Origin of the sequence: Paraburkholderia fungorum, assembly GCF_003610895.1 — a bacterium.
Lineage (GTDB): Bacteria > Pseudomonadota > Gammaproteobacteria > Burkholderiales > Burkholderiaceae > Paraburkholderia > Paraburkholderia fungorum_B.
This window is the reverse complement of record NZ_MCAS01000056.1, coordinates 138,865-154,014: the sequence shown is the minus strand read 5'-3', so window position 1 is coordinate 154,014 and position 15,150 is coordinate 138,865. Positions and strand designations below refer to the sequence as shown.

General features: G+C 61.8%; 10 protein-coding genes. 5 read left to right on the top strand and 5 right to left on the bottom strand.

The features are described from left to right. Positions 1-51: 51 nt before the first annotated feature. From gmd to BCY88_RS34615, 3 genes are read right to left on the bottom strand one after another with little or no spacing between them, the layout of a single operon-like run. Positions 52-1,095: a GDP-mannose 4,6-dehydratase gene (gene gmd / locus BCY88_RS34625; protein WP_120348594.1), complete on the bottom strand. Its 1,044-nt coding sequence runs from the start codon at positions 1,093-1,095 to the stop codon at positions 52-54. Between the two features lie 53 nt (positions 1,096-1,148). Then, a complete protein-coding gene (locus BCY88_RS34620; protein WP_120348593.1) occupies positions 1,149-1,880 on the bottom strand; it encodes an SGNH/GDSL hydrolase family protein in 732 nt (243 codons plus the stop codon). Next, on the bottom strand, positions 1,877-2,965 hold the full coding sequence (locus BCY88_RS34615; protein WP_120348592.1) for an acyltransferase family protein: 1,089 nt from the start codon (positions 2,963-2,965) through the stop codon (positions 1,877-1,879). The genes BCY88_RS34620 and BCY88_RS34615 overlap by 4 nt, the downstream gene beginning before the upstream one ends. A 514-nt stretch (positions 2,966-3,479) precedes the next feature. Between BCY88_RS34615 and BCY88_RS34610 the strand changes: the two genes are divergently transcribed. The 3 genes from BCY88_RS34610 (at position 3,480) to BCY88_RS34600 (ending at position 9,703) form a co-directional block, all read left to right on the top strand. After that, positions 3,480-5,681: an NHL repeat-containing protein gene (locus tag BCY88_RS34610; RefSeq protein WP_120348591.1), complete on the top strand. Its 2,202-nt coding sequence runs from the start codon at positions 3,480-3,482 to the stop codon at positions 5,679-5,681. A gap of 111 nt (positions 5,682-5,792) precedes the next feature. Next, positions 5,793-7,259, top strand: coding sequence for a flippase (locus BCY88_RS34605; RefSeq protein ID WP_120348590.1), 1,467 nt, complete (start codon positions 5,793-5,795; stop codon positions 7,257-7,259). Continuing rightward, on the top strand, positions 7,256-9,703 hold the full coding sequence (locus BCY88_RS34600) for a glycosyltransferase family 4 protein (protein WP_120348589.1): 2,448 nt from the start codon (positions 7,256-7,258) through the stop codon (positions 9,701-9,703). Before BCY88_RS34605 ends, BCY88_RS34600 begins: the two co-directional genes overlap by 4 nt. A 129-nt stretch (positions 9,704-9,832) precedes the next feature. Here BCY88_RS34600 and BCY88_RS34595 read toward each other — a convergent pair whose 3' ends face one another. Then, positions 9,833-11,035: an acyltransferase family protein gene (locus BCY88_RS34595; RefSeq protein ID WP_120348588.1), complete on the bottom strand. Its 1,203-nt coding sequence runs from the start codon at positions 11,033-11,035 to the stop codon at positions 9,833-9,835. 242 nt (positions 11,036-11,277) lie between these two features. Between BCY88_RS34595 and BCY88_RS40020 the strand changes: the two genes are divergently transcribed. Continuing rightward, positions 11,278-11,421: a hypothetical protein gene (locus BCY88_RS40020; protein ID WP_167346791.1), complete on the top strand. Its 144-nt coding sequence runs from the start codon at positions 11,278-11,280 to the stop codon at positions 11,419-11,421. Positions 11,422-11,724: 303 nt separating this feature from the next. After that, positions 11,725-12,642, top strand: a complete 918-nt coding sequence (galU, locus tag BCY88_RS34590) for a UTP--glucose-1-phosphate uridylyltransferase GalU (RefSeq protein ID WP_120348587.1) — start codon at positions 11,725-11,727, stop codon at positions 12,640-12,642. 303 nt (positions 12,643-12,945) lie between these two features. Here galU and BCY88_RS34585 read toward each other — a convergent pair whose 3' ends face one another. Continuing rightward, positions 12,946-15,120, bottom strand: a complete 2,175-nt coding sequence (locus BCY88_RS34585) for a malate synthase G (protein WP_120348586.1) — start codon at positions 15,118-15,120, stop codon at positions 12,946-12,948. Positions 15,121-15,150: the final 30 nt, after the last annotated feature.

Below are 15,150 nucleotides of genomic sequence, written 5' to 3'. Positions count from 1 at the left end.
ATCAGGCCTTTTTTTCAGCGTGACGGCTTTACGAGCCGCCGTCACCCTGCATCAGAACGTCTCGTGATGCTCGTTGCGGCCAAGATCCGCATGAACCATCATGTGGCACAACTGTTCGAGTGTGGTTTCCGGTTTCCAGCCGAGCTTCTCGCGCGCCTTGTCAGCGCAACCGATCAGCAGATCCACTTCCGCCGGGCGGTAGAACTTCGGGTTCACGCGCACCAGCGTCTTGCCGGTGGCGACGTCGATGCCGGTTTCGCGTTCTTCCTTGCCGGACCATTCGAGCTGATAGCCCGCGGCGGCGAACGCCATACGCACGAAGTCGCGTACCGTCTCGGTGCGGCCGGTGGCGAGCACGAAGGTGTCGGGTTCGTCCGCTTGCAGCATGCGCCACATGCCTTCCACGTATTCGAGGGCGAAGCCCCAGTCGCGCTTGGCGCTCAGGTTGCCGAGTTCCAGCACCTCCTGTTTGCCGAGCTTGATCTTCGCGACCGTGTCGGTGATCTTGCGGGTCACGAATTCACGGCCACGCAGCGGCGATTCGTGATTGAACAGAATCCCGCTGCTGGCGAACAGGTTGTACGACTCGCGATAGTTGATGGTCGACCAGTGCGCGAACAGCTTGGCCACACCATACGGGCTGCGCGGGTAGAAGGGCGTGTCCTCGCGTTGCGGCACCGCCTGCACGAGACCGAACATTTCTGAGGTCGACGCCTGGTAAAAGCGGGTCTTCGGATTCAGGATGCGGATACCTTCGAGCAGATTCAGTGCGCCGATGCCGGTTACTTCGGCGGTCGTCACCGGCTGGTCGAACGAGACACCCACGAAGCTCTGCGCGGCGAGGTTGTACAGTTCGTCGGCCTGCGCGCCTTCGAGCAGGCGCAGCGTGGAGCCGAGATCGGTCAGGTCGTGTTCGACCAGACGCAGATTCGGATGATCGAGCACGCCGAGCTCACGAATGCGCCAGAAGTTGACCGAACTCGTGCGCCGGTAGGTGCCGGTCACGTGGTAGCCCTTGTCGAGCAGCAGTTTGGTCAGGTAGGCCCCGTCCTGTCCGGATACGCCGGTGATGATCGCTTTGCGTGGTTGGCTCATAGCTTGCCTTCGATATAGGTAAAAGAAAAAAGAAGCGCACTTAAAAAAGAGCGTCAGCGCGTGCCGCCCAGCAGTCGCCGCACCAGCGGATCGACGACCTGAAAATCCTGTTCAGCCTTGAGCCGGTACAAACCCGGTTTCGGATGCGCGCCGTCGGACATCAGCGTCTTCCAGTCCGGCAGCGTGCTGATGTAGGCGAACTGATCGACGAGAGGCACCTGCTGTTCGGTGGCCACCTGGCGCGTCATCGCGACCATCGCGGCGAGCCGTGCGTTGAGGTGGTTGTCGGGCATCGGGTTCGAGGTCTGCAGAACCGGTTCTTTGCCAAGCGCGCGGGCCGTCTTCACGAGCGTCGTTTCAGCCGCGTAAAACTGCTCGGGCGTCTGGTTCTGCATCACTTCGTTGATGCCGTAGTTGATCAGCACGATCTGCGCGGGCGAAGCAGCCAGCCGTTCCTGCCATGGCAGGCCGGCGCTCGGCCCGGCGCGGCGGTTGCCGGTGCCGTCGCGCAACTGGGTGGCCGTCGTGCCGCCCACGCCGTAGTTCGTGACGCGTACCCGGTCGCCGTGCTTCGCCTGTAAGTCGTCCTGCAGATACGACACAGCGTTTAGCGCTTGCGGTCCGCAGCGGCCGTCGCTGCATGTAATGCCGAGCGTGGTCGAATCGCCGTAGGCCTCCACCAGCACCTGCGTTGCAGAACCGCCGGCATGCACATCCGGCGCGAGGGAAAGCAGTGCCGACGCAACGGCCGATACGCTCGCGGCAAGCCACGCACGGCGCCTCATGCGCGGCTTTGCGGCGCTTGCGACGCGCCTCCCGTCACGCTGCCGCTGACCGCATGGTCTTTACCGGCCGAACCGAAGATCAACCGCTTCTCGAACGCGAACCACGTGATGCTGGCGTAGGCGAGGGTGATCGCAAGTGCGAGCGCCGCACACAGATAGCGGTTCAGATGCAGTGGCCACAGCGTGTACAGCACGCTCAGGTGAATCAGATAGATCGTGTAGCTGATGGTGCCGATATAGACGAGCACTGGGTTGCACAGCAAGCGCTTGACGATGCCCTTGCTTTGCAGGGCGATGACCACGACGGACGTGCACAGCACCAGCGAAACGCTGTAGAGCCCGGCATTCGAGAGCGGCGTATTCGCCGCGCGAAAGCGTGGGTAATGCAGATGCAGCCAGGCCAGCACGGCCAGTGCGGCGAAGAAGCCGAGCACGGCGAGACCCTTGAACGGTTCAAGGGCGTTGCGATCGCGCCGTACGGCGACCGCGAGCAGCGCGCCGGCCGCCAGCAGGTCCATGCGGAACGGCGTCAGGTAATAGATCGGCCAGAACGAATCGAACCAGGGCGTGGCAAGCGCGCGCAGCACGGGCACCAGAACGATCAGCGCGGCCGCCACGTAGCCGAGCACACGCTCGGGCAGCAGCAGAATCACAAACGGCCAGAAAATATAGAACTGCTCTTCGACCGCCAGAGACCACAGCACATTCAGGCTGTCGTGGCCGCTCTGATTCAGCGCGTCGCCAATATTGGTCGCAAAGAACGCGTACCACTGCCAGTGCTGCGCCCAGCCGAAGCCGAACAGAATCGACGACACCACCATGAGCAGCAGATAAGGCGGCAGGATGCGCCGTGCCCGGCGCGCGTAGAAGTAACCGAAATAGGACTGCTGACGCGCCTTGCGCTCGAGCAGGATGCCGGTGATCAGAAAACCGCTCAACACGAAAAACAGATCGACGCCCATCCACAGCGGCGCTTTCAGCGCGTGCTGGGCGAACACGGCGAGCACGGCAATCGCGCGCAAACCGTCGAGCTGCACGATGCGGCGTGAGTGAGAAGGCGCTAAGGGCAGTGCGCTAGCAGTCATGAACCGTCCATGGAGTGAAGCGGATGAGCCGGGGCGAAGGAGCGCGCTCGCTGCGCGCCGCTTCGGCAGTGCAATCGATTCTAGGCAAAAGAAATTGATGAAAAAACGGGAATGAAATGGATAAATGAATCAGATTGAAACAGGGTGTTTCGTTACCCATTCGAAATTGATTTCTATGCTTGTGTCTTATGGTTGTCGTAAAGCGTAAGAAGTGCTTGGGGGATACTGCCAAGTCGGTAAGGGTGGGGCGAAGGCGCGGCTGGGCGCAGGTGCCCTCGGGTATTTTCGTTTAATCGATTTTTAAATAATTTTCTTTCGCGATGCTTAAAGCGGCGAATAATTTTGAATTATTTTCGATTTTCGTCGCGGTGTTTTTTCCGCGTAATGTGAGCCGTGTGATCCATGTCACGTTCTTGCGTCGCTTCTGGCGGTCTCTGCTGTCACTTCTTTGCATTTCGCATCTGCGCGGGCCCGGTGCCCGATCGCGGCACGGCCCGGATTGGAGGAATTACTTTTGGCCCGTTTCACGTTCAAAACCTGGATTGCCCTATTTGCCTATGCGGCCGGCATGGCGGCCGCATCGGTTAGCTTCACGGCATCCGCTGAAACCGTGTTGAACGCGAAAAATTCCTGGATCGGCAATACCTTCGGTTTTGGCGACGGCACGTGGGCGCAGATCAACATCACCGCGATCGCAGTCGCGCCCGACGGCAAGGTCTATACGAACGCGCCGTGGGACGAAAGCGGCGCCGAAGCGAGCGTCTACCAGAACGGCAAGATGCTCGGTTTTGCGGGCGGCACGCACGGTTGGGGCAACGGCGGCGGCAACGCGGTTGCGGTCAATCGTAAGTACGCCTTCGTGGCGATCGCGGTCGGCAACGAAAAGGGACGCCTGGTCGAGCCAGGCGTGTGGCCGGAGAAGGGCAAGCAATGGTTCGGCATTTCACGCCGGCAGATTGCCGATCCGAAGCGCGCGGCACCGTTCCAGCCGGCCGCGAACAACGCGGACCCGCATGCGCAACTGGCCGCCGGATTTTTGATGATGAACGAGGTGCCCACGGGCACCAGTGCCGAAATTGGCGGTTTGGCTGCGAACGACACCACGCTGTACGCGGCGAACACCGCGCGCGATCGCATCGAGGTGTACGACGCGGAATCGATGCAACAGAAGGCGAATTGGAGCGTGCATGAACCGGGCCGCATGGCGCTTGCCCCCGACGGCACGCTCTGGGTGTTGAGCGGCACGCGCACCGACTCTAAACCGCATGTGGAGCATTACACCGGCGCGGGCAAGCTTATCGATGAAGCCGTCGCGTTGCCCGCCGATACGGTCGCGGTCGATATCGCCGTCGATGCACGAGGCCGCGTGCTGATCGCAGACAACGGTCCGCGTCAGCAGGTGCTGTTTTTCAGCAAAAACAATGGCCGTTACGCGGAGTCCGGTTCGCTCGGCGAGCGCGGCGGCATTTTCAGCGGTGTCCCCGGCAAGCCGGGACCGCAGCGTTTCAACGGTTTGACCGGTGTGGGCGTAGACGCGCGCGACAACGTCTACGTGTCGACCAACGGCATCGGTCCGCGTTATGAGCCGATCGGCGCGGGGCTCGGCGCCACGCTCGAAAGCTACGCACCGGACGGCAAACAGAACTGGCAGGTGCAGGGCCTGTTGTTCGTGGACGGCGCATGGATCGATCCGTCACGTCCGGATAGCGTCTACACAGGCAACAAGCGCTTCGAACTCGATTTCTCGAAGCCCGCGGGCCAGGACTGGAAATACGTGGGCTTCCTGTCGAATCGCTTCAAGTATCCCGACGACCCGGTCTTTCACGTCGACCAATATCCCGGCTTGCCGATTGCCCGCAAGCTCAAAGGGCACACGTTCCTGTACCTGACCGACATGTACGCGGATCACCTGAAGATCTATCGCTTCGATCCGCAGCGCGACGGCGAAGTGGCGATTCCTTCGGGCTTCATTGCCGGACGTGACCGAGCGGTTGCCAGAGTGCCGAATGCACCGCCGGGCGGCGACTGGATCTGGCGCGACGTGAATGGCGACGGCAGGTTCAACGCGGACGAATTCACGCCCAACACGAGCGGCACGAAGCTCGCGGGCGGCTGGGGCTGGTGGGTCGATAGCGCAGGGGATATCTGGCGCGCCCGCGATAACCGGGGCATCTATCGCTTCCGTTTCGGCGGCCTCGACGCGAAGGGCAATCCCATCTATTCGTATTCGAATCTCACGCATTACCCGGTGCCGCAGCCGTTCACCGAACTGCATCGCGCGATCTACGACCCCGACACCGACACGATGTTCCTGACCGGCTATACGCCCGATACGCCAGCCGATCGCGGTTTCTGGAAAGAAGTGGGCCGCGTGCTGGTGCGCTACGACAAATGGTCGAGCGGCAATCCGGTGCAGCGTTATGCGATCACGCTGCCGTGGACCACGCAGACCAAACCCATCGCCACGATCATCGGCCTCACGGTCGAGGGGCAATACATCTTCGGTGTCGAGCCGGTCGGCGCGGTGCACGTGTGGGACAAGGACAGCGGCAAGGAGATCGGTGTAATCCGCCCGGGCCAGGAAGTGGGCAGCGCATCAGGCTGGGTCGACGTGCCCAACGGCATCAGCGCCGCGAAGCGCAGCAATGGCGAGTATCTCGTGTTCGTCGAGGAAGACGCGCGCGGGAAAGTGATGATGTATCGCTGGAAGCCCTGAAGCAATCTGACGTGACGTGACGTGACGTGACGCGACGCGCCGTTCGTGGCGTTCGTGACGTGACGGCTTCCGAATGAATCATCAGGCAACTGATTTAACCCAAGGCATCCGATGGACAAAGGCATTCTCAAGAACGTAGCGATCAACTTTTTCGGCCTGGTGCTGCCGACTTTCGTCTCGCTCGTGACCGTGCCGTCGTATATCAAGCTGCTCGGCGTCGAGCGCTACGGCGTGATCAGTCTCGTGTGGACGCTGATCGGCTACTTCGGGATTCTCGATCTCGGCATGAGCATGGCCGCGCAGAATCACATCTCGAAGGCGCGCGCCTCCGGTGACAGGAGCGAGAGCGCGCGGGTGTTCTGGAGTGCGACGTGGCTCAATCTCGCGACCGGCGTGGTGGGCGGCCTCATCATCTACTTCGGCGCCTTTCTGTACACCGCCTACTTCACCAAGGTGTCGCCGGAGTTGCAGCACGAAGTCTATATGGCGCTGCCGTGGCTCGCGGTGGCGATTCCGATCGCCAATGTGTCGTGGGTGTTTGCCGGTGCGATCAACGGCGCGGAACGCTTCGGCGTCTACAACACCAATCAGACCATCGGCACCTTCCTGTTCCAGTTGCTGCCGCTCGGCGCCGCGCTGTGGCTGGGCGCGACATTGCAGAACGTGCTTGCCGCAGCCGTATTGGCGCGGATTCTCGCGGCGCTTCTGCTGGGCCGTTCCGCCCTGAAGGTGCTGGAGATTCGCAGCATTCTCGCGCCGCAACTCGGCGTGGCCAAAGGTCTCTTCAACTTTGGCGGCTGGATGCTGATTGCGAGCGTCACCAACATGATCGCGGAATCGCTCGACCGCGTGATGCTCGGCACCAGTCTCGGCGCGCGTTTCGTCACGTATTACACGGTGCCGCAAAATCTCGTGACCCGCTTGAATATCGTGCCGACCGCATTGGTGCGGACCTTGTTTCCGCGCCTGTCCGCCGTGGCGCGCGCGGACGCGGACACCATCACGCAGCAGTCGCTCGAATTCCTCAACGGCGTGTTCACCCCGGTCGCGCTGGTCGCGATGCTGGTGCTCGAGCCGTTTCTGCATTTGTGGGTCGGCAATGAAATCGCCACGGTGGCGGCGCCAGTGGGCCGCATCATGATCGTCGCCGTGTGGCTCGTCGGCCAGGCGAACGTCACGCGGATTCTGATCCAGTCGCAGGTCAATCCGGCCACTGCCGCGCGGGTCGGCCTGTTCGAATTGCCCTTGTTTGCAGGGGCGTTGTGGTTCGGGATTACCCACTTCGGTTTGACCGGCGCGGCGCTGGCCGTGGCCGGCCGGGCGCTGTTCGACTACGCCGTGCTGCTGCGTCTGTCGGCGATCCGGGCACGCCAGATCGCGCTCGACATGCTTGCCCACCTCGCTTTTCTGCTGGCCAGCCTGTGGCTCGCCAGCTTCCTGCCGGGTCTCGCTCTGGCGATCGTCGCCGGCGTCGTGATGGTCGTGGCCAACGTCGCCTGGTCCATCACGATGACTCCCGCTTTGCGCGATCTTGCGCGTTCACTGCTGTTGCGACTGAATCCGAGGAAAAGCGCATGAACCACGAAGTCCTTGAAGAAGCCGTGCTGCAACCCACGACACGCAGCGCGCTCGCTGAGCTCACCACCGTTCCCGGCGTTCAGACGCCGCCGCGCCGCACGGCATGGCGCGGCGACAAGACGGTGCGCGTCGCGATCGTGCACGACTGGCTCGTGACCTATGCTGGCGCCGAGAAGGTGCTCGAGCAGATCGTCGCGTGCTTTCCGGATGCGGACCTGTTCAGCCTTGTCGATTTTCTCGACGATCGCAGTTTCCTGCGCGGCAAATCGGTCACGACCTCGTTCATCCAGAAGCTGCCGCGCGCGCGCACCAAGTACCGCGCCTATCTGCCGCTGATGCCGCTCGCGATCGAGCAGCTCGACGTGTCGGCCTACGACGTGGTGATCTCGAGCAGCCACGCGGTGGCCAAAGGCATTCTCACCGGCCCCGATCAGGTGCATATCAGCTACGTGCATTCGCCGATCCGCTATGCGTGGGATTTGCAGCACCAGTACCTGCAGCAGTCGAAGCTGACTGGCGGCCCGAAGTCGGCGCTGGCGCGCTTGATTCTTCACTACATCCGCAACTGGGACATCCGCACATCGAATTCGGTGGATGGATTCGTGGCGAATTCGGCGTTCATCGCGCGGCGCATCAGGAAGGTCTATCAGCGCGATTCGAAGGTGATCTTTCCGCCTGTCGACGTCGAGGCTTTTTCGCTGTGCACGGAGAAAGACGACTTCTATCTGACCGCCTCGCGCATGGTGCCGTACAAGAAGATCGATCTGATCGTCGAAGCCTTCGCACAGATGCCGGAGCGCAAACTGGTGGTGATCGGCGACGGCCCCGACATGCAGAAGATCCGCGCGAAGGCGGGGCCCAATGTCGAGATCATGGGTTATCAGCCGTTCAAGGTGCTGAAAGACCACATGAGCCGCGCCAGGGCCTTCGTGTTTGCCGCCGAAGAGGACTTCGGCATCTCGGTGGTCGAGGCCCAGGCTTGCGGCACGCCGGTGATTGCGTACGGCAAGGGCGGTGCGCTCGAAACCGTGCGCGATCTGTCCGAGGCTCGGCCCACGGGCATGTTCTTCGACGAACAGAGCGTCGAGTCGATCATTGCGGCGCTCGCGCGGTTCGACGACCACGTGAAGCGTTTTTCGCCGGTAGATTGCCGCGCGAACGCCGAGCAGTTCTCCGCCGCCAATTTCCGCGAACGTTTCTTCGCACACGTGCGGGCTTCGGTGCCGGCCTTGCGCTCGGCGACGCTGCCGCCGTACGTCCCCTATAAGGCAGACGCGGCGGCCAGCGCGCCTCGCATTCTCGCCGTCGATCAGAGCGGCGTGCTCGGCGGTGCCGAACTGTCGCTGCTCGAGATCGTCAACGCCTTGCGCTCGCGTATCGAAGTCGTGCTGTTCGACGACGGCCCGTTTCGCACGGCGCTGGCCAAAACCGGTGTCACCGTCAACGTGCTGGATGCGGGCGCGTTGCGCAACGTTCGCAAGCAGGGTGGCTCGTTGCCGAAGGGGCAGGCGCTCAAGGGGCTGATGTCGCTCGTGCGCGCCACCGCGAAGCACGCTCGCGACGCCGAGGTGATCTACGCCAACACGCAGCGCGCGATGGTGATCGGCGCGATTGCCGGCAAGCTCGCGAGGCGGCCGGTGGTGTGGCATCTGCGCGATATCGTGAGTCCCGAGCATTTCGGCAGCAAGCAACTGGCGATCATCAAATGGTGCGCGCGCCTCGGTCTCACGCACGTGATCGCCAATTCGGCGGCTTCCGCCCGCGCCTTCGCGGAGCTCACGCGTTTCGACAAAAAGCGTATCGACGTGGTGTTCAACGGCATTTCCGCGGCGCCGTTCGACGCCTTGAGCACGGTGCCGCAAGCGGCGCTGCGCAGACGCCTGGGCTTGCCGCAGGACGCGTTCCTGGTCGGCTCGTTCAGCCGCCTCGCGCGCTGGAAGGGGCAGCATGTGCTGCTCGAAGCAATGGTCCTCAATCCGCAGATGCATGCGGTGCTGGTGGGGGCGCCGCTATTCGGCGAGGACGCGTACGAGATCGAACTGCACGCGTTCGTCGCCACCCACAACCTGGGCGAGCGGGTGCATTTCCTCGGCTTCCAGCACGATATTCCGGCTTGCATGTGCGCGGTCGACGCGGTGGTCCATACCTCGATCACGCCGGAGCCGTTCGGCCGCGTGATCGTCGAGGGCATGCTGGCGCAACGGCCCGTGGTGGCCGCGCGCGCGGGCGGCGTGCTGGAGATCATCGACGACTACGAGAACGGCGTGCTGTGCACGCCCGGCGACGCCCATGGTCTCGCCGATACGCTGGCTGAATTGCGTTCCAACGACGAGCTGCGCGAGAAGCTGGTCAGTAACGGGTATCAGACGGCGCTGAGCCGGTTTGGAACCGCAACCTATGTGGACGGTGTCGCGCGGATTCTGAAGCGGGTGGCGGGGCGGTGAGGGGCTGCTGTGGGCCTCTCAGCGGATGGTTGAGTGAGATGGTATTTAACGCGGGGTAGGCAGGGACTCGGCCGGTTTCTGTCGTTGGCGCAGCGGAGCGAAAGTCTTGAGGACTTTCGCTCCGTTTTTCTATGGTGCGGCGCGCGACTTGAAGCTCGCCGACCACTTCATCGCCGGCAACTCGACCAGCCGGTAAAACACGTAAGCGACCGGCACGGCCACCAGCATGTAGCCAAACGACGGCCAGATCGACATCTGCAACGAAGAGCGGAACAGGATCGACGACAGCAGCACGAAGATCGGCAGATGGATCAGATACAGCGAGAAGCTGAAGTCGCCGAAGCGCGACAAAAGCCGCACGTCGGCCGAATTGTTCGTGCCGGCCCGAGGACGTTCCAGCGCCTTATACAGATAGAACGCGAAACCGAGTGCCCAGAACTGGAACGCACCGTATTGACCGTACCGGAACGCCACGCAGCCGAGCGCAATGAATACCGCGGCGAGGACGTAAAGCCAGACAGACGAGCGTACATCCGGCGCCGAGTGGGCCCTGGCATCGGCGATCCACGCGCCGAGCATCCACGAGAACCAGTACGACGTGAAGAACTGAATGTCGTGGCGTTCGAGCATATAGGCGGACACTACATTGATGAGCGCGACGATCCCCAGAACGGATGTCATGCCCAGACGGCGGCGTAGCGCGAACAGCAGCGGATAGATCGCGTAGAACTGCACCTCAAGCGACAACGTCCAGAGCGCGCCGTTCGATCCGTAAGTCTTGCCGGCCACACCTTGCAGCGAAAACAGATTGACCAGAAACGCCTGCAGGCCAATCTCGCGGATCTTGTGATTGACCGGCGGAAACTGCAGGCTGACCCAGTCGAGTGCGAAAGTCAGCACCAGCGCCGCAAGCAGCACCGGGTAGATACGCGCGAAACGGCGCACCCAGAAATTACCGGCGTCGAGCCGGTAGCCGGGATTTTTCGCGAGACGCAGCGCGCCGCCACGATGAATGCAGTAACCGCTGATCACAAAGAAAATCGGCACGCCGGCCGAGCCCCAGGCAATCGGAAAGGTCAGATAGGCGGCAATCGTACTCAGACTGAATGAATGGCCGGCGCTCTGATGAAACGCCTGCATGCCGACCCATTCGACCTGGCGGCAATGGAAATACGCGACCAGAAGCGCCGCGAAACCCCGCATTGCGTCGATCACGTGTTCCTTGCCGGCGCTGTCGGCGCGGGCTTCGCTCTGGGCGCGTGGCGTCGTGGCCGATCGTGATGGAGGGAGGGGCAGGGATGAGCCGGCGGCATCCAGTGCTGAGTCGCTCATGCGCGGTCCTTTATTCGGAAGGAGGAAAAAGCTTATTCCCGGGCGCGCTCTACGCGTCCGCGATGCATCACATGCTAGTGCACCGCGTGGGCAAAAAATCGATAAAAAATTGCATGCCGAATTGAATTAAACGGCGATTTTGTGACGAATTGTAATTGCGCGTGAGCATTCTTCAGGATGAATTATTTGAAGTTTTTTTCGTGCTAATTTAAGTCACGGATTCTCTGACCTGGGGTGAAGTCATGAACCTGCATTTACTCGCCGGCATCGCCGTGCTGCTGATCCTCGTCGCCGCCTCCGCGTACCGGGAGGCGCTGCGCAACGAACCGATTCGCCGCTTTCGCATCAATCCGGGCAAGCTGCCGCAACTCGACGAGAACGAGTGAGCGGCGCGGGAACGTTCGCCGCCGTTTGCCCTGGCCACCCGGCTTCGCGGTCGGGTCACCGGAGCGCTGGACCCCGTCTCTGTAAGATTTTCTGAATCGACGAAAACAATTCAATTTGAATATGTAAATGTTTCCTGATTCAATGGCGATCCGGAGTTTCGAAAAATAATCGATTTATTTATTCGAATTCAAAAAAATGACGCATGAAATGAATTGAATTTTTTTGTTAGCCGTTCCGGCGACATCGAGTGGCCGCCAGGCCCGCGAGCACACTAATTTCTAACCGATGTGGGAATACCTACCATGCTGAAAGTCACCAAAGCCGTGTTTCCCGTAGCGGGCCTCGGGACACGATTCCTGCCGGCTACCAAAGCAAGCCCGAAGGAAATGCTGCCGGTCGTCGACAAGCCGCTGATCCAGTACGCGGTTGAAGAAGCGATTGCCGCCGGCATCACCGAAATGATCTTCGTGACGGGCCGCAGCAAACGCGCTATCGAAGATCATTTCGATAAGTCCTACGAGATCGAAGCGGAACTCGAAGCGCGCAACAAGCAGAAGCTGCTCGACCTCGTGCGCAGCATCAAGCCGGCCAACGTCGACTGTTTCTATGTGCGTCAGGCGGAAGCGCTCGGCTTAGGCCACGCGGTGCTGTGCGCCGAGAAACTGGTGGGCGAGAGCCCGTTCGCCGTGATTCTGGCGGACGACTTGCTGCACAGCACGAAGCCGGTGATGAGCCAACTCGTCGATACGTTCAACCACTATCACAGCTCGGTGATCGGTGTCGAAACCATCGCGCGCGAAGATAGCCGCTCGTACGGTGTCGTGGACGGCCGCGAGTGGGAAGACAATGTGATCAAGCTGTCGGGCATTGTCGAAAAACCGGCGCCGGACAAGGCGCCGTCGAACCTCGGCGTGGTGGGCCGCTACGTCTTGATGCCGACTATCTTCAAGCATATCCGTGCGCTCAAACCAGGTGCGGGCGGCGAGTTGCAATTGACCGACGCGGTGCAATCGCTGCTGACCGAAGAGCAGGTGCTTGCGTATCGCTACTTCGGCACGCGCTTCGATTGCGGCAGCAAGCTCGGCTATCTGAAGGCGACGGTGGAATTCGCGCTGCGTCATCCGGAAGTGAAGGCGGATTTCGAAGCGTATCTGCAAACCTATCTGCAAGCGAATATGCAGGCGAGCGTTCCCGCGCAGTACACGGCAGAAGCGGCCTAAGGTGTAAGAGACCGAGGAGACACAGGTTTCTTCGGAAACCTGAAGATTTCAGGCGGTTCGGACGCCGGGTACGGACGTACGGCTCGAATCGACGGCGCGAACGCGTTGGCCTGAGCACCGCACCAGCTTCACGCAGAAGCAACGCGCAGCACTACCGCGCAAATTAAAACGGGCGCCGCATCATGCGGCGCCCGTCTTTCTATCCGGCCAGTTTCCTGGTAATGACCCAGTTGAGCCCGACAGATCGGGCCCGGGATCGAGCCCGAAATCGAGCCCTATACCCAGGCCACGCCCAACAAGCCTTTACTGTTCCTTCTTCACTTCCAGCCGGAACTTATGCAGCAACGGTTCCGTATAGCCGCTCGGCTGCTGACGTCCTTCGAACACCAGCGCCTGCGCGGCCTTGAACGCCAGCGTGTCGAAGCCCGGCGCCATCGGTTTGTACTGCGGATCGCCTGCGTTCTGCTCGTCGACCACCTTGGCCATGCGCTTGAAGGTCTCTTCGACCAGCTCGCGCGTCACCACGCCGTGATACAGCCAGTTGGCGATGTGCTGGCTGGAAATACGCAGCGTTGCACGGTCTTCCATCAGCCCGACGTTGTGAATGTCCGGCACCTTCGAACAACCCACGCCCTGATCGACCCAGCGCACCACGTAACCAAGAATACCTTGCGCGTTGTTCTCGACTTCGCTGCGGATCTCGTCCGCGTTCCACTTCGCCTCGGCGACAACCGGAATCGTCAGCAGGCCGTCGAGCAGTTCGTCGCGCACTTTCGCGTAGTCCGTGCGTTCGAGTTCCTGCTGAACCGCCTGCACGTCGACCTGGTGATAGTGCAGCGCGTGCAGTGTCGCGGCGGTCGGCGAGGGCACCCATGCGGTGTTCGCGCCGGCCTTGGGATGGGCGATCTTCTGTTCGAGCATGGCGTGCATCAGGTCGGGCATTGCCCACATGCCCTTGCCGATCTGCGAGCGGCCACGCAGACCCGCGTTCAAACCGACCAGCACGTTGCTGCGTTCGTACGCGGTAATCCATGCGCTCGACTTCATGTCGCCCTTGCGCATCATCGGGCCGGCTTCCATGGCCGAGTGCATTTCATCGCCGGTGCGGTCGAGGAAACCGGTGTTGATGAACGCGACACGCTCTGACGCTTCGCCGATACAGGCGAGCAGGTTGACGCTGGTGCGGCGCTCCTCGTCCATGATGCCCATCTTGATCGTGTTGCGCGGCAGCTTCAGCAGATCTTCGACGCGCGCGAACAATTCGCTTGCGAACGCGACTTCGGCCGGACCGTGCATTTTCGGCTTCACGATATAGATCGAACCGGTGCGCGAATTCAGCTTGTGCTGGCGGTCGTGCAGCGCGCACAGCGTGGTGACGACGGCGTCGAGAATACCTTCCGGAATCTCCTTGCCGTCTTGGGTCAGCACGGCCGGATTGGTCATCAAATGACCGACGTTGCGAATAAACAGCAGCGAGCGGCCATGCAGCACGACCGGCGCTGTGCCGTTCGCGGCGGTGTACACGCGATCGGCATTCAGACGGCGCGTGAAGGTCTTGCCGCCCTTCGTGACTTCTTCCGTCAACGTGCCGTTCATCAGGCCGAGCCAGTTGCGATAGAGCTGGACCTTGTCGTCGGCGTCCACGGCCGCAACCGAGTCTTCGCAGTCGATGATCGTGCTCACCGCGGCTTCGACCAGCACGTCCTTCACGTGCGCCGAATCGGTCTTGCCGATCGAATCGTTCGCGTCGATCTGGATTTCGAAGTGCAGGCCGTTGTGCTTGAGCAGCACGGCGGCCGGTGCGTTCGCGTCGCCCTGATAGCCGATGAATTGCGCCGGCGTCTTCAGTTCGGTCTTGCCGCTCTTGAGCGTGACGACGAGCTTGCCGCCTTCGACGCTATACAGCGTGGCGTCGGCGTGCGAGCCGTTCGCGAGCGGGGCGGCCTGATCGAGAAATTTGCGGGCATAGGCGATCACCGCGGCGCCGCGCACCGGATTGAAGGCCTTCTGCTTTTCGGCGCCGTTGGTTTCGGGGATCGCATCGGTGCCGTACAGCGCGTCGTACAGGCTGCCCCAGCGTGCGTTGGCAGCGTTGAGCGCATAGCGTTGATTCGACAGCGGCACCACGAGTTGCGGGCCGGCCTGTTCGGCGATTTCGGTGTCCACGTGGTCGGTCGTGGCTTTGACGCTCGCCGGCGACGGCACGATATAGCCGATGCCTTCGAGGAAGGCGCGGTAGGCGCGCAGATCGCGTACCGGGCCCGGATTGGCGCGATGCCAGGTGTCGAGTTCGGTTTGCAGGCGGTCGCGCTCGGCCAGCAGCGCACGGTTCTTGGGCGCCAGCTCGTGCACGAGGGCGTCGAAACCTGACCAGAATGCTGCGCTGTCGAGTCCGGTGCCGGGCAGGGCTTCGGTTTCGACGAACTGGTCGAGGTTGGCGGCGACTTGCAGTCCACCGCGCGTGTTCATCTGAGTCATCGACTGCTCCATCCTTGAATGGGACCGGTG

Coding starts and splice junctions, on each gene's coding strand:
- BCY88_RS40020 (WP_167346791.1), top strand. CDS start 11,278: ATGAACCTGCATTTACTCGCCGGCATCGCCGTGCTGCTGATCCTCGTC.
- BCY88_RS34605 (WP_120348590.1), top strand. CDS start 5,793: ATGGACAAAGGCATTCTCAAGAACGTAGCGATCAACTTTTTCGGCCTG.
- BCY88_RS34595 (WP_120348588.1), bottom strand. CDS start 11,035: ATGAGCGACTCAGCACTGGATGCCGCCGGCTCATCCCTGCCCCTCCCT.
- BCY88_RS34615 (WP_120348592.1), bottom strand. CDS start 2,965: ATGACTGCTAGCGCACTGCCCTTAGCGCCTTCTCACTCACGCCGCATC.
- BCY88_RS34600 (WP_120348589.1), top strand. CDS start 7,256: ATGAACCACGAAGTCCTTGAAGAAGCCGTGCTGCAACCCACGACACGC.
- BCY88_RS34620 (WP_120348593.1), bottom strand. CDS start 1,880: ATGAGGCGCCGTGCGTGGCTTGCCGCGAGCGTATCGGCCGTTGCGTCG.
- galU (WP_120348587.1), top strand. CDS start 11,725: ATGCTGAAAGTCACCAAAGCCGTGTTTCCCGTAGCGGGCCTCGGGACA.
- BCY88_RS34585 (WP_120348586.1), bottom strand. CDS start 15,120: ATGACTCAGATGAACACGCGCGGTGGACTGCAAGTCGCCGCCAACCTC.
- gmd (WP_120348594.1), bottom strand. CDS start 1,095: ATGAGCCAACCACGCAAAGCGATCATCACCGGCGTATCCGGACAGGAC.